General features: G+C 70.1%; 12 protein-coding genes. 1 reads left to right on the forward strand and 11 read right to left on the reverse strand.

Annotated elements, in window-relative coordinates; translation table 11 throughout:
- Positions 1–21: 21 nt before the first annotated feature.
- From uvrC to uvrB, 4 genes are read right to left on the reverse strand one after another with little or no spacing between them, the layout of a single operon-like run.
- Positions 22–2157 (reverse strand): excinuclease ABC subunit UvrC, encoded by a 2136-nt coding sequence (gene uvrC, locus DEJ28_RS09920; RefSeq protein ID WP_111114643.1) that lies wholly within the window; start codon positions 2155–2157, stop codon positions 22–24.
- Positions 2158–5196, reverse strand: a complete 3039-nt coding sequence (gene uvrA / locus DEJ28_RS09925; protein WP_220034592.1) for an excinuclease ABC subunit UvrA — start codon at positions 5194–5196, stop codon at positions 2158–2160.
- A gap of 48 nt (positions 5197–5244) precedes the next feature.
- Entirely contained in the window at positions 5245–6198 is a 954-nt protein-coding gene (locus DEJ28_RS09930) for an SDR family NAD(P)-dependent oxidoreductase (RefSeq protein WP_111114644.1), read from the reverse strand.
- Positions 6188–8260: an excinuclease ABC subunit UvrB gene (uvrB, locus tag DEJ28_RS09935; RefSeq protein ID WP_111114757.1), complete on the reverse strand. Its 2073-nt coding sequence runs from the start codon at positions 8258–8260 to the stop codon at positions 6188–6190. The genes DEJ28_RS09930 and uvrB overlap by 11 nt, the downstream gene beginning before the upstream one ends.
- Positions 8261–8429: 169 nt before the next feature.
- On the opposite strand from uvrB, the gene DEJ28_RS09940 reads away from it, so the two are divergent.
- Complete coding sequence (locus DEJ28_RS09940; RefSeq protein ID WP_111114645.1) at positions 8430–9758, forward strand: MFS transporter; 1329 nt, start codon at positions 8430–8432, stop codon at positions 9756–9758.
- 608 nt (positions 9759–10366) lie between these two features.
- Here the strand turns inward: DEJ28_RS09940 and DEJ28_RS09945 are convergent.
- The 7 genes from DEJ28_RS09945 to polA all read right to left on the reverse strand — a co-directional run bounded on the left by DEJ28_RS09945 (position 10367) and on the right by polA (position 20899).
- Positions 10367–11638 carry an acyltransferase gene (locus DEJ28_RS09945; protein ID WP_111114646.1) on the reverse strand — a complete coding sequence of 424 codons (1272 nt, stop codon included), beginning with the start codon at positions 11636–11638 and terminating at the stop codon, positions 10367–10369.
- The gene (locus tag DEJ28_RS09950; RefSeq protein WP_181433622.1) at positions 11635–13143 is read right to left on the reverse strand and encodes a class I adenylate-forming enzyme family protein; all 1509 of its coding nucleotides are present in this window, start codon (positions 13141–13143) and stop codon (positions 11635–11637) included. The genes DEJ28_RS09945 and DEJ28_RS09950 overlap by 4 nt, the downstream gene beginning before the upstream one ends.
- A 22-nt stretch (positions 13144–13165) precedes the next feature.
- Complete coding sequence (locus tag DEJ28_RS09955) at positions 13166–14197, reverse strand: BPSS1187 family protein (RefSeq protein ID WP_181433623.1); 1032 nt, start codon at positions 14195–14197, stop codon at positions 13166–13168.
- Positions 14194–14796: a dephospho-CoA kinase gene (coaE, locus tag DEJ28_RS09960; RefSeq protein WP_111114648.1), complete on the reverse strand. Its 603-nt coding sequence runs from the start codon at positions 14794–14796 to the stop codon at positions 14194–14196. The genes DEJ28_RS09955 and coaE overlap by 4 nt, the downstream gene beginning before the upstream one ends.
- Before the next feature lie 95 nt (positions 14797–14891).
- The gene (gene rpsA, locus DEJ28_RS09965; protein WP_111114649.1) at positions 14892–16355 is read right to left on the reverse strand and encodes a 30S ribosomal protein S1; all 1464 of its coding nucleotides are present in this window, start codon (positions 16353–16355) and stop codon (positions 14892–14894) included.
- A gap of 162 nt (positions 16356–16517) precedes the next feature.
- Positions 16518–18197, reverse strand: a complete 1680-nt coding sequence (locus DEJ28_RS09970) for a DUF885 domain-containing protein (RefSeq protein ID WP_111114650.1) — start codon at positions 18195–18197, stop codon at positions 16518–16520.
- A gap of 29 nt (positions 18198–18226) precedes the next feature.
- Positions 18227–20899, reverse strand: a complete 2673-nt coding sequence (polA, locus tag DEJ28_RS09975) for a DNA polymerase I (RefSeq protein WP_111114651.1) — start codon at positions 20897–20899, stop codon at positions 18227–18229.
- Positions 20900–20996 lie beyond the last annotated feature (97 nt).

The following is a 20996-nucleotide window of genomic DNA, read 5'->3' on the forward strand; positions in this document are numbered from 1 at the left end:
GGACGGGAGGCACGGGTTCCGTCACGACGGGAGCTGCGGCCCGTCCGGGGTCACCTGTGGGAGCCGCACCGCGCCTCCAGGGATCGCCCCGGCACCCTGCAGGGCGGTGTCCTGCAGGGTGGTGTCCAGCAGGGTGGTGTCCTGCAGGGTGGTGTCCTGAAGGGCGTCGGGCTGGTCCTGCGGGGCGTCGTCGGGCTGGTCCTGCGGCGCGTCGTCGGGCTGGTCCTGCGGGCTGGCCGGAGTCGGCCCTGCGGGTGCGCTCAGGGGCGTCTGGGCGAGTTTCGTGACCACCGCGGCCGCGGTCGCGGGCCCGACGCCGGGCACCTCGCCGATGGCCTCCGCCGTCGCCTCGCGCAACCGTGCGACCGACCCGAAGTGCTTGAGCAGCGCGCTCACCCGCGTCGGGCCGAGTCCGGGGATCTCGGACAGCTGGGAGCGCACGTCGCGCTTCCGACGGGTCCGCTGGTGCGTGATGGCGAACCGGTGCGCCTCGTCGCGGATCCGCTGGATGAGGAACAGCGCCTCGGAGTTGCGGGGCAGGATCACCGGGAAGTCGTCGTCCGGCAGCCAGAGCTCCTCGAGCCGCTTGGCGATGCCGACGAGCGCGATGTCGTGCACCCCGGCCTCGTCCATCGCACGCTTCGCCGCCTGCACCTGGGGCTGCCCACCGTCGACGATGAGCAGCTGTGGGCGGTACGCGAAGCGCTTCGTCGGCTTCGAGCCCTCGACGACCTCGTCGCTCGTGACGTCGGGGACGTCCGGAGCCGTGGCGTCCTCGTCGAGGCGCGCCAGGCGCCGCGAGAGCACCTGGTACATGCTGTCGGTGTCGTCGGTGGTCTCGGCGATCGTGTACCGGCGGTACTGGTCCTTGCGGGGCAGGCCGTCCTCGAAGACGACCATCGACGCGACGACGTTCGTGCCCTGCAGGTGCGAGATGTCGTAGCACTCCATCCGCAACGGAGCCTCGGTCATGCCGAGGGCGTCCTGGATGTCGGCCAGTGCTGCCGAGCGGGTGGTGTAGTCGGCCGAGCGCTTCGTCTTGTAGAGCATCAGCGCCTGCGCCGCGTTCTGCGCGGCGGTGCGGGCGAGCCCGGCCCGGTCCCCGCGCTGCGCGGTGCTGAGCTTCGTGCCGCGGCCGCCCCGACGCTCGCTGAGCCACTGCTGCAGCGCCTCGGCGTCCTCGGGGAGTTCCGGCACGACGACCTCGCGCGGGGGTTCCTCCGTCGTCGCGTACTGGCCCTGGACGATCTGCTCGACGAGGTCGCCCGTCGAGATGTCGAGCTCCTTGTCGACCACCCAACCGCGGACACCGCGGATGCGACCGCCGCGCACGGAGAACAGCTGCACGGCGGCGGCGAGCTCGTCCTCGGCGATGCCGAACAGGTCGAGGTCGACGGAGTCGCGGAGCACCACGGCGGACTTCTCCAGCACCGCTTCGAGCGCGCCGACCTGGTCGCGGTACTTCGCCGCCCGCTCGTACTGCATCGCGTCGGCGGAGGCCGCCATCCGCTGCTTGAGCTGTGTGATCACCCGGCGGTCGTAGCTCGCCATGAACCGGACGAACTCCTCGACCAGGGCACGGTGCTCGGCGATCGTGACCTTCTGCGAGCACGGGCCACCGCACTTGCCGATCTGCCCCGGGAAGCACGGCTTGCCCGTCTGCATCGCCTTCTTGTACGACGAGTCGGAACAGGTGCGGATCGGGAACACCTTGATCATCAGGTCGATGGTGTCGTGCACCGCCCAGATCTTCGGGTACGGACCGAAGTACTTCGCTCCCTTGATCTTCCGGTTCCGCGTGACCATCACCCGGGGGGATTCCTCGCCCAGGGTGATCGCCATGTACGGGTACGACTTGTCGTCGCGGAACTTGACGTTGAACGGCGGATCGAACTCCTTGATCCACGTGTACTCGAGCTGCAGCGCCTCGATCTCCGAGCCGACGGTGGTCCACTCGACGCTTCGTGCCGTCAGGACCATCCGCCGGGTGCGCTCGTGCAGCGTCGGCAGCGGGGCGAAGTAGTTGCTCAGCCGTGCGCGGAGGTTCTTCGCCTTGCCGACGTAGAGCACCCGCCCGGCCTCGTCACGCCACCGGTAGACGCCGGGGTCGGTCGGGATCTCCCCCGCCTTCGGTCGCCACGAGACGGTGTCCGCCACCTACCGAGCACCCGCCTTCTGCTTGCCGGTCGACTGCTTCGCCTGCTTGCCGGACGTCACCTTGCGGGCACCGACGGCCTGCTCCTTGCCGACCCGGGCGTCCTGCGCGTCGAAGATCTCCTTGAGGAAGACACCCGTGTGGCTCTCGGGGACGTTCGCCACGTGCTCCGGGGTGCCCGTCGCGAGGATCGTGCCGCCGCCGGAACCGCCCTCCGGTCCCATGTCGATGAGCCAGTCGGCCGACTTGATGACGTCGAGGTTGTGCTCGATCGTGATGACCGTGTTGCCCTTGTCGACGAGGCTCTGCAGCACGAGGAGCAGCTTGCGGACGTCCTCGAAGTGGAGCCCCGTCGTCGGCTCGTCGAGCACGTACACGGTGCGGCCGTTCGACCGACGCTGCAGCTCGGTCGCGAGCTTGACGCGCTGCGCCTCGCCGCCGGAGAGGGTCGTCGCGCTCTGTCCGAGCCGGACGTAGCCGAGGCCCACGTCGACCAGGGTCGCCATGTACCGGTGGATCGCGGAGATCGGCTCGAAGAACTCGGCCGCTTCGCTGATCGGCATGTCGAGGACCTCGGAGATGTTCTTGCCCTTGTAGTGCACCTGCAGCGTCTCGCGGTTGTACCGCGCACCGCCACAGACCTCGCACGCGACGTAGACGTCGGGGAGGAAGTTCATCTCGATCTTGATCGTGCCGTCACCCGAGCAGTTCTCGCACCGGCCGCCCTTGACGTTGAAGCTGAAGCGGCCGGGCTGGTAGCCACGGGCCTTCGCCTCGGTGGTCTCGGCGAAGAGCTGACGGATGCGGTCGAACACGCCCGTGTAGGTCGCCGGGTTCGACCGCGGCGTGCGGCCGATCGGCGCCTGGTCGACGTGCACGACCTTGTCGAGCTGGTCGAGCCCCTTGACGCGGGTGTGCTTGCCGGCAATGTGCCGCGCACCGTTGAGCTGGTTGGCGAGCACCTTGTAGAGGATGTCGTTGACGAGCGTCGACTTGCCCGATCCGCTCACGCCGGTGACCGCCGTGAAGACACCGAGCGGGAAGTCCGCGTCGATCGACTTGAGGTTGTTCGCGCGGGCGCCCTGCACGCTGATCGTGCGCTTGAGGTTCACCTTCCGGCGCTCGGCGGGGACCTCGATCGCCCGACGGCCCGCGAGGTAGTCGCCGGTGATCGATGCACGGTTCTCGATGATGCCCTCGTACGAACCGGAGTGCACGACGTTGCCGCCGTTGACACCGGCACCGGGGCCGATGTCGACCACCCAGTCCGCCGTGCGGATCGTGTCCTCGTCGTGCTCGACGACGATGAGCGTGTTGCCGAGGTCCTTGAGCTTCACCAGGGTGTCGATGAGCCGGCGGTTGTCGCGCTGGTGCAGGCCGATGCTCGGCTCGTCGAGGACGTACAGCACGCCGGTCAGCCCGGAACCGATCTGGGTCGCCAGGCGGATGCGCTGCGCCTCGCCACCGGAGAGGCCGCCAGCACCGCGCGCGAGCGTCAGGTAGTTGAGGCCGACCTCGAGCAGGAACTCGAGACGCGCCCGGATCTCGCGCAGGACGGCCGCGGCGATGTGCGCTTCGCGGTCCGTCAAGGAGAGGGTGTCCATGAAGGCGTAGGCGTCGTCGAGCGAGAGGTTCGTGACATCGGCGATGCTGCGGTCGGCGACCGTGACCCCGAGGACCTCGGGCTTCAGACGCGTGCCGTCGCACACCGGGCACGGGACCTCGCGCAGGTAGCCCTGGAAGCGCTGCCGCTGCGAGTCCGACTCGGCCTCGGCGAACTTGCGCTCGATGTAGGGCATGACGCCCTCGAACCCGCTCGTGTACCGCATCTCACGGCCGAACCGGTTGCGCCAGGACACCGACACCTGGAAGTCCTTGCCGGTGAGGATCGCCGCCTGCACCGACGGGTCGAGCCGGCTCCACGGGGTGTCCAGGTCGAACCCGAGGTCCTTCCCGAGCCCGGCCAGCAGCTTCTCGAAGTACGAGTACAGGCCGCTCGTGCCCGTCCACGGCAGCAGCACGCCGTTGCGGAGGGACGCCTCGGGGTCACCGAGCACGAGGTCCGGGTCGACGGACATGCGTGTGCCGAGACCCGAGCACTCCGGGCAGGCACCGAACGGCGCGTTGAACGAGAACGTGCGGGGCTCGATCTCGGTCAGCGCCAGCGGGTGGTTGTTCGGGCAGGAGAGGTTCTCGGAGTAGACCCGGACGGCGCCGGGGCCCTCGGCGTCGACGAGGTCGATCGCGACCGTGCCGTCGGTCAGGCGCAGTGCCGTCTCGAGCGAGTCGGTGAGGCGGCCGAGGATGTCGTCGTTCGCCACCAGGCGGTCCACGATCACCGAGATGTCGTGCTTGACCTGCTTCTTCAGCTTCGGCGGGTCGCTGAGCTGGATGCGCTCCCCGTCGACGATCGCGCGGGCGTAGCCGGACGCCGCGAGTTCCTGGAAGAGGTCGACGAACTCGCCCTTCTTCTTCGAGATCACCGGCGCGAGCACCTGGAAGCGCGTGCCCGACTCGAACTCCATGAGCTGGTCCGCGATCTGCTGCACGCTCTGCTTGCTGATCACCTCGCCGCAGACGGGGCAGTGCGGCACACCGATGCGCGCCCAGAGCAGGCGCATGTAGTCGTAGACCTCGGTGATGGTGCCGACGGTCGAGCGCGGGTTCCGGTTCGTCGACTTCTGGTCGATCGACACCGCGGGCGACAGCCCCTCGATGAAGTCGACGTCCGGACGGTCGACCTGCCCGAGGAACTGGCGCGCGTACGCGGAGAGCGACTCGACGTAGCGGCGCTGCCCCTCGGCGAAGATCGTGTCGAACGCCAGCGAGGACTTGCCCGAGCCGGACAGGCCGGTGAACACGACGAGCGAGTCGCGCGGGATCTCGAGATCGACGTCCCGGAGGTTGTGCACACGGGCGCCGCGCACGCTGAGCGTGGAGGTGCTGTGCGGTGCCGTGCCGCCGGGGATGTGGAGGTCTGCGGGCTCACCGAAGGCGTTCCGGCCCGACGTCGAGGTTCCGCGGTCAGAGGTGATGGTCATCGTCGTCGATTCTACGAAGCGGCACCGACATTCGCCTGCGATGGACGGTCAGACGAGTGCGTCGAGAGCGAACGCGACCCCGGAGGCCCGCTCGCTGGCGGTCCAGAGCCGGGCGGCCTCGGTCCGGTCGTGCGCCCTCGGCTCAGCACGGACGACCGCCGCGCGGCCCCGCAGCTGCATCCACCCCGACGGGCCCCAGTACTCCCCCGACCGGACACCGGGGGCGACCGCGGCGTGCACGAGCGGCTCGGCACCGGCGTCCTTCCCCTGGGCGTACAGCCGCTGCCCTGCTCGGGTCCAGGCGGGCTCGGAGCGCGAGGGGGCGATGTCCGGCCGCTCGGGTCCGAGCATGTCGAGCGAGAGACCGGGGTGCGCGACGACGCTCGACACCGGCGACCCGGCATCGGCGAGGCGTTCGGCGAGCTCGAAGCCGAAGAGCATCACGGCGAGCTTGCTCCGGCCGTACTGCCGGTGGCTGGAGTAGCGCCCCGCACCGAGGGGGTCGCTCCGGTCCAGCCGTGCCCACCGGTGCGCGATCGACCCGAGGTGCACGACCCGTCCGGCCCGCTGTTCGAGCACGGGCAGGGTCAGCGCGGTCCACGCGAAGTGGCCGAGGTGGTTCGTGCCGATCTGCAGCTCGGTCCCCTGGCGGGTTGTCCGCTGCTCAGCCGCCCCCACCACACCGGCGTTGTTGACGATCGCGTCGACACCGTCGGGTTCGAGCTGCGCGAGTTCGTCCGCCGCCGTCCGCACGCTGTCGAGGTCGGCCAGGTCGAGGTGCAGGAAGGCAAGGTCGGCGTCGTGCACGGACCGGCGGATGCTGCGCTCGGCCGCCGCGGCCCGGGTGGTGTCACGCGTGGCGAGCACGACGCGGTGGCCGGCCGCCGCGAGCTGCTCGGCCGCGTGGTACCCGAGACCAGCACTCGCCCCCGTGAGGACGACGGTCCGACGGACACCGGCACCGCCCTCGGCCCCGGCCCCGGCCCCGGCGTCAGCGGACATGCCCGGCGGACTCCATCTGCCGGAGCGCCTTCTTGAGGTCCTGCACCTCGTCGCGCAGCCGGGCCGCGAGCTCGAACTTCAGCTCCGCTGCGGCCTGCAGCATCTGGTCGTTGAGGTCCCCGATGGTGGCCTCGAGCTGGGTCGCTCCCTCGCCCGCGATGCCGCCGCGCTTGAGGTTCGGCGTCGGCGAGCGACGGCCGTCGGCCCCGGGGCGTCCCTCGAGGAGCGCCTTCGTGTCGTCGCTCTCCCGCGCGAGGATCTCCGTGATGTCGGCGATCTTCTTGCGGAGCGGCTGCGGGTCGATGCCGCGCTCGGTGTTGTACGCGACCTGCTTCTCGCGACGACGGTCGGTCTCCTCGATCGCGGTCTTCATCGAGTCGGTCATCTTGTCGGCGTACATGAGCACCTGGCCCGACACGTTGCGGGCGGCACGACCGATCGTCTGGATGAGCGACGTCGACGAACGGAGGAAGCCCTCCTTGTCGGCGTCGAGGATCGCGACGAGCGAGACCTCCGGCAGGTCGAGGCCCTCGCGCAGCAGGTTGATGCCGACCAGCACGTCGTAGACGCCCTGGCGGAGCTCCGTGAGCAGTTCGACCCGCTTGAGGGTGTCGACGTCGGAGTGCAGGTAGCGCACCCGCACGCCGGCGTTGCCGAGGAAGTCGGTGAGCTCCTCAGCCATGCGCTTCGTCAGGGTCGTCACGAGCACGCGTTCGTTCTTGTCGACGCGCTGCTTGATCTCCTCGAGCAGGTCGTCGATCTGGCCGTCGCTCGGCTTCACGACGATCTCCGGGTCGACGAGGCCGGTCGGACGGATGATCTGCTCGACGACGCTGTCCGTGACACCGAGCTCGTACCGGCCGGGGGTCGCCGACAGGTAGACCTTCTGCCCGACGCGGTCGAGGAACTCCGCGAACGTCAGCGGGCGGTTGTCGAGCGCGCTCGGCAGGCGGAAGCCGTGCTCGACCAGGGTGCGCTTGCGCGACGCGTCACCCTCGTACATCGCACCGATCTGCGGCACCGTGACGTGCGACTCGTCGATGACGATGAGGAAGTCGTCCGGGAAGTAGTCGATGAGGCAGTGCGGCGCCTCGCCCGCGACACGACCGTCCATGTGCCGCGAGTAGTTCTCGATGCCCGAGCAGAAGCCGATCTGCTCCATCATCTCGATGTCGAACGTGGTGCGCATGCGGAGGCGCTGGGCCTCGAGCAGCTTGCCCTGGCCCTCGAGCTCGGCGAGGCGCTCGGCGAGCTCTTCCTTGATCGTCCCGATGGCGCGGTGCATGACGTCGGTGTCGGCGACGTAGTGCGAGGCGGGGAAGATCGACACCGCGGGCAGGTCCTCGATGACGTTGCCGGTCAGCGGGTGCAGTGACGACAGCGCCTCGACCTCGTCACCGAACATCTCGATGCGGATCGCGTGCTCCTCGTACATCGGGATGATCTCGAGGGTGTCGCCACGGACCCGGAAGGTGCCACGTGCGAAGTCGACGTCGTTGCGCTGGTACTGCATCGCGACGAACTTGCGGACGAGCTGGTCGCGGGTGATCGTCTGCCCGACGTGCAGCGCCACCGAAGCGTTCATGTACTGCTCCGGCGTCCCGAGGCCGTAGATGCAGGACACCGTCGAGACGACGACGACGTCGCGCCGACTGAGCAGCGAGTTCGTCGTGGAGTGCCGGAGCCGCTCGACCTCGGCGTTGACCGAGGAGTCCTTCTCGATGAAGGTGTCCGTCTGCGGGACGTACGCCTCGGGCTGGTAGTAGTCGTAGTAGGAGACGAAGTACTCGACGGCGTTCTCCGGCAGCAGACTGCGGAACTCGTTCGCGAGCTGCGCCGCGAGGGTCTTGTTGTGCGCGAGCACGAGCGTCGGGCGCTGCACCTGCTCGATGAGCCATGCCGTGGTCGCCGACTTGCCCGTACCGGTGGCACCGAGCAGCACGACGTCGGTCTCACCGGCGTTGATCCGGCCCGCGAGTTCGGCGATCGCCGCGGGCTGGTCACCGCTCGGCGAGTACTCGCTGATGACCTCGAACGGCCGGACAGCCCGGGTGGGCTCGATTGACACTGCCATGTCCTCAACGGTAGCCGGGACCCCTGACACAGCAGCCCTCTGCTCGCCCTCGGCGTATCGTCCACGGCAAGCTGCTTCCAAGTCGCCTGATAGCGACCCGGAATAGCCTCCGATCCGTTCAGCAAACCGAATCGTTCTCACTCCCCGAAGAGGCCCCATGACGACGGCGACCCCCGCCGCACCCACGAAGGGCACCCCGATCCGCGGACGCATCCGCGGCCGGGTGCTCATCCTGCTGTGCTTCATGTACGCGATCTCGTACATCGACCGCACCAACATCTCCACCGCGCTCCCGCACATCACCGAGGACTTCGGCTTCAACGAGACCACGGCGGGACTCATCGTCTCGGCCTTCGCGCTCCCGTACGCCCTGCTCCAGGTCTTCGGCGGCACCATCGCGGAGAAGTTCGGTCCGCGGAAGGCGTTGTTCGTCATCACGGTCGTCTGGGGCGTGGCCACCCTCTGGACGGGGTTCTCGGTCGGCTTCTGGACCCTGTTCGCGGCGCGGGCGCTCCTCGGCCTCAGCGAGGCGGCGGCGTTCCCGGCGGCCACGCAGGCGATGAGCCGCTGGATCCCGCGGGACCGGAACGGCTTCGCCCAGGGCGTCGTGCACTCGGCGGCACGCCTCGGCAACGCCCTCGCACCGCTCCTGGTCGCGTGGGTCATCGGCGCGACCGGCAGCTGGCGCTGGGCGTTCTTCGCGACCGCCGTGCTCTCCATCGCGTGGGCGATCGTCTGGTTCGTCTGGTTCCGCGACAAGCCCGAGGACACCGCCGGCATCAAGCAGGTCGAGCTCGCCGAGCTCCCGCCGGTCGAGACCCGTGCGACGCGCCCGCCCGTGCCCTGGCGCACGCTCGCGCGCCAGATCCTGCCGGTCACGTTCGTCGACTTCGGCTACGGCTGGGTCCTGTGGGTGTTCCTCACCTGGATCCCGACCTTCCTCAGCTCGACCTACGGCCTGCCGATCAGCCAGTTCGCGCTCTTCACGACGCTGGTCCTGCTCGCAGGCGTCGTCGGCGACACCGTGGGCGGCATGCTCAGCGACCGGCTCATCCACCGCGGCGGGAACACCCGCAACGCCCGGCGGATCATCCTCGTCATCGGTCTCGGCGGCTCGCTCGTGTGCCTCATCCCCCTCGTCATCGGCCAGGGACTCGTCGTCGCGACGATCTCGCTCGCGCTGTCGTTCTTCTTCCTGGAGCTCTGCAACGCCAACCTCTGGGCGATCCCGATGGACGTCGCCCCGCAGTGGTCCGGCACCGCGTCCGGCTTCATGAACACCGGGTTCGGCATCGCCGGGGTCGTCTCGCCGATCGTCTTCGGTGTCCTGATCGACACGACCGGCTGGCAGATCCCGTTCGCGCTCTCCTGCGTCCTGCTCGGCGCCGCCGCGGTGGTCGCGTGGTTCATGAAGCCGAAACGGCTCACGATGACGAACGGCGTCCTCGAGATCGGCACGCCGAAGGCGGAGCAGCAGCCCGCCTGAGCGGTCCGACTGCGAACGGCCCGCCCCTCCTGGGGCGGGCCGTTCGTGCGCGTGGCCCGGCGCGCGCACCGTGCGCACGCCGTCACCTGGTGCGAGGTTGCGTGCTCCGTGCGCGGCCACACCCCCCGCACCACGAACGGAACCCCGCACCGGACGACGCCCCTCGCACCGTGCGAGGCACGCACCGGGCGGACTGAAGGCACGGTGCCAGGCCGCCCCGCGCCTCCCGTCCGCCACCCCGGCCGTCCAGAACGCGTGACCCGGCGCGCGCACCGTGCGCACCCCGCCACCTGGTGCGAGGTTGCGTGCTCCGTGCGCGGCCACAACCCCCGCACCACGAACGGAACCTCGCACCGCACGACGCCCCTCGCACGGTGCGAGGCACGCACCGTGCGGACTGGAGGCACGGTGCCAGACCGCCCCGCGCCTCCCGTCCGCCACCCCAGCCGTCCAGAACCCGCGACCCGGCACGCGCACCGTGCGCACCCCGCCACCTGGTGCGAGGTTGCGTGCTCCGTGCGCGGCCACCACCCCCGCACCACCAACGGAACCTCGCACCGGACGGCGGCCCACGCACCGTGCGCCCCTCGCACCGTGCGCACACGGCCTCAACGCCCGGCGCGCCGCCCCACGTCGTCCGTCTCGCCGACCAGCGCGTCGTCCGGCTCCACCGGTTCCGGCGACCGCTGCGGCACCGGCGCGGCAGACGCACGCTTCCGCGCACGCGCCTCACGCTGCCCGCGCGAGGCGAGCGACGGCCGACCGGTGAGCGGCACGCTCAGCGGGGTCCAGCGGAAGAGCTCCGTCGCCGCGACGGACAGGCCGAGCACGAGCACGTACGTCACGAGCGTGAGCCACGGCTTCGGCACGACCTGCTCGAGCCAGCTGTCGCCGTACAGCAGGATCCAGATCATGAACGGGTGGCTCAGGAAGATGCCGAACGAGCGGTCCGAGCCGTAGTCGATGAAGCGGGCGAGGGGGCTCCCCGGGCGACGACGGTCCGCCCACCGGGCCCCGATAGCGAGGAAGCCGACGAAGACCGCGCTGCTCCAGATCACCTGGTCGGGTTGCAGGGGCGTGCCGGCGGCGTACAGCGACTGGCCGAGGCCGACCTGCAGTGCCCACACGCCGAGGGTGAGCACGCCGACGCCGGCGAAGCCCCACAGGACGGCGGCGCGGTGCACCCGGATGAAGCGGAGGAACCCGTCCGCGTGGTCGGCCGCGACCGCTCCGGACACGATGAAGAACACGTACGAGAAGAAGAACTGCTTCTGGTACCCCTGCAGCCACGCGTCGCTCGCGGGGTAGTACTTGTAGCCGGCGAACACCACGAGCTGCACGACGAGCGTCACGACCAGGAGCGTCACGTGGTGCCGACGCGTCTTCCGGACGAGCCACGTGATGACCGGCAGCAGCAGGTACACCTGCATCGTGACGAGCAGGAAGTAGAGGTGGTACCACGAGGTCCCGGTGACGACGCCTTCGGCGAAGGTGCGGACGAGGTCGGGCACGTCACCGCGGCGGGTGCTGTCGAGGAGCCACGACGACAGGACGTAGACGAAGGACCACGCCAGGTACGGCACCCCGACGAGCAGGAAGCGCTTCGGCCAGAACTGCGCCATCGGGCGGGGCCGGAGCGTGTAGCTGTAGACGAGGACGAACGCGGTCAGTGAGAAGAACACCAGGCGCGTGAAGTGCAGCAGCCCGAGCAGCGCGTTGAGCGGGACGTCGTCCGTGGCGACGGTGTGGCTCGTGGTGTGCACGCCGATGACGCACGCGAACGTGAGGATGCGGAGGACGTCGACCTCGTACAGGTGCCGGGGCTTCCCGGCAGCCGTGCGGGTCGGCGTCTGCTCGCCGGCGGCCGTGCTCGTGCTCACGCGTGCTCCGCCATGGTGCGCACCTTCGCCCGCTGGACCTTCCCGGTGGGCGCGCGGGGCAGGTCGGGGACGACGACGATCTCGACCGGTCGGCGGAAGCGGGTGAGCCGGGCCTCGGCGCGCGCAGTGAGGTCGGAGACGAGTGCGTCGGCGTCGATCGTCTCGCCCGGTTCGGTCGGCTGCGCGATGACGTACGCGATCGGCACGGCGCCGAGGACGTCGTGCGGGCGGCCGACCACGACGGCTTCGAGCACCCGGTCGTCGCCGAGCAGGACGTCCTCGACCTCGGACGGGTAGACCTTCTCGCCGCCACGGTTGATGACGTCGTCGGAGCGGCCGGCGAGCGACACCCAGCCGTCCTCGGACACGGAACCGACGTCGCCGGTGCTGAGCCAGCCGTCGGCGTCGAAGCGTTCGGAGGCGCGGCCGAAGAGGTAGCTGTGCACGATGCCGTCGCCGCGCACCCACAGTGCGCCGACCTCGCCGGCGGGCAGGACGGAGCCGTCCTCACCGCGGACCTGCACCTCGGAGCCGACGGGGACACCGACCGTGCCGACGCGTGCGGGCGCACCGAGCGGCGTCGCGGTGATCTGCGAGGCACCCTCGGTCATCCCCCAGCTCACCACGAGCGGCACGTCGCCGAGCGCGGCGCGGACCGGGTCGGGCAGCGGCGCCGAGGCACTCCGGACGAACCGGAGCCCCGGCGGGAAGTCGAGCGGACCGGTCTTCGCGAGGACGGCCAGGATCGCGGGCACGGCGTTCAGCCAGGTGATGCGGCGTTCGGCCAGCAGCTCCCAGAACCCGGTCCGGCTGAAGCGGCGGTCGAGCACGAGGGTCGCGCCGGCGACGAGGGTCGCCAGCAGTCCGACGACCTCGGCGTTCACGTGGAAGAGCGGCAGCGAGTTGAAGCCGCGGTCCTCCGGCGTCAGGGCGTTGTGCCGCGCGACGGCACGGGCGACGAAGAGCAGCTGCGACTCCGGCAGCTCGACGCCCTTCGGCGTGCCGGTCGACCCGGAGGTGAAGAGCACCACGGACCCTTCGCCCGGTGCGTCCGGGCTCTCCGACGGCAGGTCACCGTCACGGACGCCGGCCGGGAGGAACGTGGCCGCGTCGATCCCGCTCGCGGGCGCTCCGGGGATGGTCGCGTCCACGGCACGGTCCGACACCACGATGGAGGCACCGCCGAGCAGGTCGGCGAGCCGGCCCGGCTCGGTGGTCGGCTGTCCGGTGTCGACGGGGACGGCTCGTCGACCGGACGCGATCGCGGCGAGGTGCACGACGGCGAACGAGAGCGGGTCGCCGAGGTCGACGAGGACCGCACCGGACGGGGCGACGCCGATCGCGTCGAACGTGGCCGCCCACGCGGTCACCGCGTCGTCGAGCGCACGGTAGGTGAGGACGCGGCCACTGCGCGCGTCCTCGAGGTAGCCACGCCCGTCGTCCTGCGCCGCCCGGGCGCTGATGATCGAGCGCAGGTCGGTTCCTGCTTCGCCTGCTTGCTGCACGAACTCAGGGTATTGCGCTTTCCTATGTCCGTTCGGAGGGGAACCGGTGGAGCAGCCACTGCCAGAGCGGGAGCATCCGGGGCGTGCCGTCCGGGCCGAGCGGCGTCGAGTCCTTGATGATCCGTGAGTGCGACTCCGCTGGCGTCCCGACCCGGATGTCGGTGAGGATGGCGTGCGGATCGCCCTCGGTGCCCGGTGGCGCGGTGTCCGTGCGGAAGGGACCGTTCTCGCCGTCGAGTCCGAGCACCCGCCACGACCCCCGGATCCGCGGGCCGAACACGTCACGGACGTCGTCGATCGCGTACATGCGGTCGACCGGGGTCCGGCCGGGCTTGTCCATCCACGCCGCGTGCTCGGCACCGAGGGACTCCACCGGCGAGGAGAACATCAGCGCTCCGTGCACCGACCGGATGTGCGCGATGTACGCCGCTTCCCCGCCGCCCTGGGAGTGCCCGGCGACGACGATGTCGCTCCAGGCGATGTCCTGGTCGTCCCGGACGAACCGCCCCCAGCCGCCGTCGGGGTCGTGGTCCTCGAGGTAGCCGATGCTGTCGCGGAAGCGGGACACGATCGACCCGGACGGCCGCACCGAGCTGAACGCCGACGGTCGGCTGCCGTCGAAACGGTTCCGCTGGACCTGGCCGTAGCAGTGCGGGTCGGCTTCGCAGGTGCCCGAGAGGGTCTTGCCGAGGTTCCAGTAGTCGAGGCCGAGCACGTGGTACCCGTCCTGCAGCGCCGTGTTGAGGAACAGCTGGTAGTCGGCCGGCCGCGCGCGGGTGGCCGGCAGGAAGAGCAGCAGCGGTCCCTCGGCGTCGGTCCGCGCGGCGAAGTCGTCACGGTTGGGTTCGAGCCGCTGGCCGTTGATCGTGCCGAGTCGGAACCGGTGGAACTCGCCCTCGGGTCCGTGCTGATCGCCGTGTGGACGGTCGGCGGCGGCCACCCGACCGTGCTGCTCGACGCGCTGTCCACCGAGCACGTTCGCCGCGACGAGGGTCGCTGCACCGATCGCGACCAGCAGGACGGCGGCGAGGACGAGAAGGACCCGGTGCTTCATCGAGTGATGCGCTGCCAGACGGCGTCGGCCGAACGGATCGTCTCCTCGAGACTGCCGGTGGCGTCGACGACGTGGTCGGCCAGCGCGAGCCGTTCGGCGTCGCTCGCCTGGGACGACACCCGGCGTTCGGCCTCGTCGCGGGCCATGCCGCGGTGTTCCACGAGCCGCTCGATCCGCTGCGCGGCGGGGGCGTCCACCACGACGACCGAGTCGAAACGGAGCGGCCGGCTCCCCCGTGCCTCGGCGAGGAGCGGGACGTCGTACACGACGACGGCCTCGGGGTCGGCTGCCGAGGCGGCGTCGAACGCCAGCTGGGCGAGTCGCCAGACCTCGGGGTGGGTGATGGCTTCGAGGTCCTTGCGTGCGGCCGGGTCGGCGAACACGATCGTGCCGAGGGCCGGCCGGTCGAGCGATCCGTCGGCCGCGATCACGCCGGGGCCGAACCGCTCCGCCACCTGTGCGAGACCGGGGCTGCCGGGGGCGACGGCGTCGCGGGCGAGCCGGTCGGCGTCCACCACGACGGCGCCGTGCTCTGCCCATCGAGCGGAGACCGTCGACTTGCCCGCGGCGATGCCGCCCGTGAGACCGATGATGCGCACGGCGTCCAGCGTAGCGAGCGCACCTGCCCGAACGGCCGGAAGCCCGGCACCCCTTCTCAGGGATGCCGGGCTTCCGGAACGGACGAGCCGCTCGATCAGTTGGTCGAGCTGAGCTTCTCGCGGAGCGCCGCGAGCGACGCGTCGTCGGCCAGGGTGCCCGGGCCGTTCGCCTCGCTCTGGAACGACGGCGACGTCGAAGCGCTGGCCGGGAGGTCGAAGCCACCCTGCGCCTCGTCGGCGATGGTCTTCGCGACCTGCGCCTTGTGGGCTTCCCAACGACCCTGGGCGGCCGCGTACTGGCCCTCCCACTCGGTGCGCTGGGTGTCGTAGCCCTCGAGCCACTCGTTCGTCTCCGGGTCGAAGCCCTCGGGGTACTTGTAGTCACCCTTGTCGTCGTACTCGGTCGGCATGCCGTAGAGCGCCGGGTCGAACTCGGTGCTCTCCGGGTCGACGCCCTCGTTCGCCTGCTTGAGGCTGAGCGAGATGCGGCGACGGTCGAGGTCGATGTCGATGATCTTGACGAAGACCTCGTCGTTGACCGAGACGACCTGCTCAGCGAGCTCGACGTGCTTGTTCGAGAGCTCCGAGATGTGCACGAGGCCCTCGATGCCGTCGGCGACACGGACGAACGCACCGAACGGCACGAGCTTCGTGACCTTGCCCGGTGCGATCTGGCCGATCGCGTGGGTGCGGGCGAAGACCTGCCACGGGTCTTCCTGCGTGGCCTTGAGCGAGAGCGACACGCGCTCGCGGTCCAGGTCCACCTCGAGGATCTCGACGGTGACTTCCTGACCGACCTCGACGACCTCGCTGGCGTGCTCGATGTGCTTCCAGCTGAGCTCGGAGACGTGGACGAGACCGTCGACGCCACCCAGGTCGACGAACGCACCGAAGTTGACGATCGACGACACGATGCCCTTGCGGACCTGGCCCTTGTGGAGGTTGTTGAGGAAGGTGGTGCGCGACTCGGACTGCGTCTGCTCGAGCAGGGCGCGGCGCGAGAGGACCACGTTGTTGCGGTTCTTGTCGAGCTCCAGGATCTTCGCCTCGAGCTCCTGGCCGAGGTACGGCGTGAGGTCGCGGACGCGGCGCAGCTCGATGAGCGAAGCCGGGAGGAAGCCACGGAGGCCGATGTCGACGATCAGACCGCCCTTGACGACCTCGATGACCGTGCCGGTCACGACGCCGTCGGACTCCTTGATCTTCTCGACGTCGCCCCACGCACGCTCGTACTGCGCGCGCTTCTTCGACAGGATGAGGCGGCCTTCCTTGTCCTCCTTCTGGAGAACCAGGGCCTCGACCTCGTCGCCGACCTCGACGACCTCGTTGGGGTCGACGTCGTGCTTGATCGAGAGCTCGCGCGAGGGGATGACACCCTCGGTCTTGTAACCGACGTCGAGGAGGACCTCGTCGCGGTCGATCTTCACGACGGTGCCGGAGATGAGATCACCGTCGTTGAAGAACTTCAGGGTCTTCTCGACCTCGGCCAGGAAGTCATCAGCCGAACCGATGTCGTTGATGGCGACCTGCTTAGGAGCCTTGGTCGTAGTGGTTGTCATGTAGAGATTGCTCCGAACGGACATGAGTCGGGCCGTGGCGGCAAGGGGTTCGAGCCCCGGGGATCGCCGCCGTGGCGATTGATTGGGTGGCGCGGATTGCGCCGCACAAGTCTAACCGGAGTGAGCGAGGGCCCACAACCGGGTGCGTCGGGCGTGTCGCGCTCAGTCGAGGAGGGCGCTCCGCAGCGTGTCGAGCCCGATGCTGCCGAGCGCGAGCGCACGGTGGTGGAACGCCTTGAGGTCGAACGACGAGCCCTCGCGTGCGGCGACCTCGTCGCGGATCGACTCCCAGACGCGCTGGCCGACCTTGTACGACGGCGCCTGTCCCGGCCACCCGAAGTAGCGGGCCACCTCGAACTGCACGAACGCGTCGGACATGTTGACGTTCTGCCGCATGAAGTCGAGCGCGTACTCCCACGTCCACGCGCCGCCGTCGGGGTTGGTCTTCTGCAGGTGCACGCCGATGTCGAGCACCACGCGGGCGGCACGCATCCGCTGCCCGTCGAGCATGCCGAGGCGGTCGCCGTCGTCGTCCAGGAACCCGAGCTGCTCCATGAGGCGCTCGGCGTAGAGCGCCCAGCCCTCGACGTGTCCGGAGGACCCGGACAGCTGGCGCCGCCAGGTGTTCAGCTCGCCGCGGTTGTAGACGCCCTGGCTGATCTGCAGGTGGTGTCCCGGGACGCCCTCGTGGTAGACCGTCGTCTTCTCGCGCCAGGTGCCGAACTCGGTGACGCCCTGCGGCACGGACCACCACATCCGGCCGGCACGCGAGAAGTCGTCGGACGGACCCGTGTAGTAGATGCCACCCTCCTGCGTGGGGGCGATCCGGCACTCGAGGCGCTTGATCGGGTCGGCGATGTCGAAGTACTTGCCGTCCATCTCGCGGATCGACTCGTCGCTCGTCTCCTGCATCCACCGCTGGAGGGCGTCGGTGCCGTGCAGCACCCGCGCCGGGTCGGTGTCGAGCACCTCGATGGCGCGGGCGACGCTCGCACCGGACTCGATCCGGTCGGCGATGCGCTCCTGCTCGTCGCGCATCCGGGCGAGCTCCTCGATGCCCCACGCGTACGTCTCGTCGAGGTCGACGACGGCGCCGAGGAACCGGCGGGAGTGCAGCTCGTACGCCTCGCGGCCGACGGCGTCGACCGGGGTGGCGAGCGGGAGCAGCTCGTGCTCCAGGAACTGGCCGAACGACCGGTACGCCGCGGCCGCGACCTCGGCCCCGCGGGCGAGCTCGGCGCGGAGCGCGTCCGGCACCTGCCCGCCGTCGTCGAACGCGGCAGCGTCGACGAGCTGCCGGAACACGCCGTCCTCAGCGCCGTTGCGCGCGGCCTGCTCGGCGATGAGGGCGACCTGGCGCTTCGCCGGGGTGACGTCCTCGCGGGTGCCCTCGAGCAGGGTCTCGCGGATCCCCTCGAGCGCGTCCGGCAGGGCGTTGAGGCGGCTGGCGATGTCGTGCCAGTCAGACTCGTTCCCCGTCGGCATGAGGTCGAGGACCTCGCGGACGGCCTGCGCGGGGCTCGCGATCACGTTGAGGTCACGCAGGTGGAGCTTCCGGTCGTACGACTCCTGCACGAGGTCGAGCTCGGCACCGAGGTCGGTCTTCGTGACACGGTCGACGGCGTCCAGCGGCTCGGCGGCGTCGAGCGCGCGCTTCGCGGCACGGGCGGCGTCTGCCGTCGCGGCGGCACCGGCCGGCGAGGTGTCGCCGTACTCCCCCGTTCGTCCCGGCACGCCGATGTACGTGGCGACGGTGGGGTCGAGGTCGACGAGGGTGGTCACCCAGTCCTCGGCGACCCGGTCGACGGCGGAGGGCTGGCGGACAGGACGGTCTTCGGTCATGCTCTCGACCCTACCGAGCCACCGTGCGCTCAGTGCGCCGCGACTTCCCAGTTCGGGCCGACGCCGACGGACACGTCCAGCGGGACGCTCAGCTCGGCTGCGGCGCCCATCCTGGTGCGGAGGATGTCCTCGACCCGGTCCTGCTCGCCGGGCGCGACCTCGAGGATGAGCTCGTCGTGGACCTGCAGCAGCAGGTGCGACGCGAGGTCGCCCTCGCGCAGGTCCTCGGCGACGCCGAGCATCGCGATCTTCATGATGTCCGCGGCGGAGCCCTGGATGGGCGCGTTGAGCGCGGCACGCTCGGCGTTCTCGCGCAGGACCCGGTTCGGGCTCTTGAGGTCCGGGAACGGGCGACGACGACCGAAGATCGTCTCGGTGTAGCCGTCCTCGCGCGCCTGCTCGACGACGCCGCGGAGGTAGTCGCGGACCGCGCCGAACCGCGCGAAGTACTCGTTCATCAGGGTGCGCGCCTCGGACTGCTCGATCCGGAGCTGCTTCGACAGGCCGAACGGGCTGAGGCCGTACGCCAGGCCGTACGACATCGCCTTGACCTTGGTGCGCATCTCCGGCGTGACCTCGGCCGGCTCGACCGAGAACACCCGGGCGCCGACGAAACGGTGCAGGTCCTCGCCCTCGTTGAAGGCCTGGATGAGCCCCGGGTCGCCGGACAGGTGCGCCATGATCCGCATCTCGATCTGCGAGTAGTCGGCGGTCACGAGGGTGGTGTACGGCTCGGCCACGGCGAACGCCGACCGGATCCGACGCCCGACGGCGGTCTTCACCGGGATGTTCTGCAGGTTCGGGTCGGTCGACGAGACGCGGCCGGTGCTCGTGCCGGTCTGCTCGTACCGCGTGTGGATGCGTCCGTCGACGACCGCGGCGTCGAGGGTGTCGACGATCTGGCGGAGCTTCGTGGCGTCGCGGTGCTGCAGGAGCAGGCCGAGGAACGGGTGCGGGTGCTGGTCCTGCAGGTCGGCGAGGCTCGCGGCGTCGGTCGAGAACCCGGTCTTCGTCTTGCGGGTCTTCGGCATCGCGAGTTCGGTGAAGAGGACTTCCTGCAGCTGCTTCGGGGAGCCGAGGTTCACCTCGTGCCCGATCTCGGCGAAGGCCTGCTGTGCCAGCTCGGCGGCGCGCTCTCCCAGGTCGTGCGAGAGCCCGGTGAGCACGGGCCGGTCGATGCCGACGCCGATCGTCTCCATGCCCGCGAGGACCGGCACGAGCGGCAGCTCGATGTCGTCGAGGACGGTGAGCGACGACTCGTCCATCCGCGCCCGCAGGGCCGTCGTGACGCGGAGCACGAACCAGGCGTGCACGCCGACGTTCACCGGGTCGGTCTCGGGGACGAGCTGGTTCGGGTCGCCGGTGGGCAGCTCTTCGCTGAGCTCCTGGTAGACGAGGTCGGCGAGCGGCTGGCCCTGCTTGCCGGGCTGCGCGAGCCAGCCCATGATCCGCGCGTCGCCGGCGACGCCGTTCACCTGCAGGCCGACCGTCGCCAGCGCCTTGATCGCGGCCTTGGCGTCGTGGAAGTGCTTCGGGGCATCGGAGGCGAACCACGCCGCCAGCTGCTCGTAGTCCTTCGCGCCGCTTCCGCCCGGCACCATCACGGCGTCGTCGTGGGTGGCGATGCCGATGGCGCTGAGCCGCCCGTCGATGACCTCGACCGCGACGCCGTAGCCGTTCGCCGCGTCGGACGCGTTGCGACGCTCGAGCCAGTAGCCGAGCTCTTCGTCGATGAGGGTCTTGACGGGCGGCGGGGTCGGCGCACCGTTGTCGACCGTGCCCTCGACCGCGGACGCCTCGGACGGCTCGCCGGTGCCGGCGACCTTGAAGACGCGGTCGAGCAGCGTGCGGAACTGCAGCTTCGCGAAGAGCTCGCGCACGGCGTCTTCGTCGAGGGGACGGAGCGCCACGTCGGCGGGGCCGACCGGCAGCTCGACGTCGTTGACGAGTCGGTTCAGCTTGCGGTTCCGGATCGCCCGGTCCTTCTGCTCGCGCAGGTTGTTGCCGACGACGCCCTTGATCTCGTCGGCGTGCTCGAGCACGGCGTCGAGCGAGCCGTACGCCGTGACCCACTTCACCGCGGTCTTCTCGCCGACCTTGTCGATGCCGATGAGGTTGTCGCTGGTCTCGCCGACGAGTGCCGCGATGTCGGGGTACTGGTGCGGTTCGATGCCGTACCGCTCGTAGACCTTGTCGCGGTCGTAGCGGGTGAGCTCGGAGACGCCGCGGACCGACGGGTAGAGCAGCGTGACGTCGTCGTTCACGAGCTGGATGGCGTCGCGGTCGCCCGAGACGACGTACACCTGGTAACCCTGCTCGGAGCCCTGCCGCGCGAAGGTGGCGAGGATGTCGTCGGCCTCGTAGTCCTCTTTCGTGACGGTGGTGATGCCCATCGCCTCGAGCGCCTGCTGGAGGAGCGGGATCTGGCCCTTGAACTCGGCCGGGGTCTCGGAGCGGGTGCCCTTGTAGTCCTCGTACTCACGGGTGCGGAACGAGAACCGGGAGATGTCGAACGCGACCGCCAGGTGGGTCGGCTTCTCGCGCTGGAGGAGCATGAGCAGCATCGAGATGAAGCCGTGGATGGCGTTCGTGTGCTGCCCGTCACGGTTCACGAAACTGTCGACCGGCAGCGCGTAGAAGGCCCGGAAGGCGAGCGAGTGGCCGTCGATGACCATGAGGGTAGGCTTTGCGGAGTCCGACACCCGGACAGCCTACCGAGCGCCCCCGACAGGGCCGCGCACCCAGCGAAGGGCCCACGCAGTGACCGACGAGCAGACCCTGACCGGCTCCCCCGAGGGC

Source organism: Curtobacterium sp. MCPF17_002 (assembly GCF_003234115.2).
Taxonomy (GTDB): Bacteria; Actinomycetota; Actinomycetes; order Actinomycetales; family Microbacteriaceae; genus Curtobacterium.

What these genes read in the sequence shown, in the direction of transcription:
- uvrA (WP_220034592.1), bottom strand. Translation starts at nt 5,196, where the DNA reads ATGACCATCACCTCTGACCGCGGAACCTCGACGTCGGGCCGGAACGCC.
- DEJ28_RS09930 (WP_111114644.1), bottom strand. Translation starts at nt 6,198, where the DNA reads ATGTCCGCTGACGCCGGGGCCGGGGCCGGGGCCGAGGGCGGTGCCGGT.
- DEJ28_RS09955 (WP_181433623.1), bottom strand. Translation starts at nt 14,197, where the DNA reads ATGAAGCACCGGGTCCTTCTCGTCCTCGCCGCCGTCCTGCTGGTCGCG.
- DEJ28_RS09970 (WP_111114650.1), bottom strand. Translation starts at nt 18,197, where the DNA reads ATGACCGAAGACCGTCCTGTCCGCCAGCCCTCCGCCGTCGACCGGGTC.
- DEJ28_RS09940 (WP_111114645.1), top strand. Translation starts at nt 8,430, where the DNA reads ATGACGACGGCGACCCCCGCCGCACCCACGAAGGGCACCCCGATCCGC.
- rpsA (WP_111114649.1), bottom strand. Translation starts at nt 16,355, where the DNA reads ATGACAACCACTACGACCAAGGCTCCTAAGCAGGTCGCCATCAACGAC.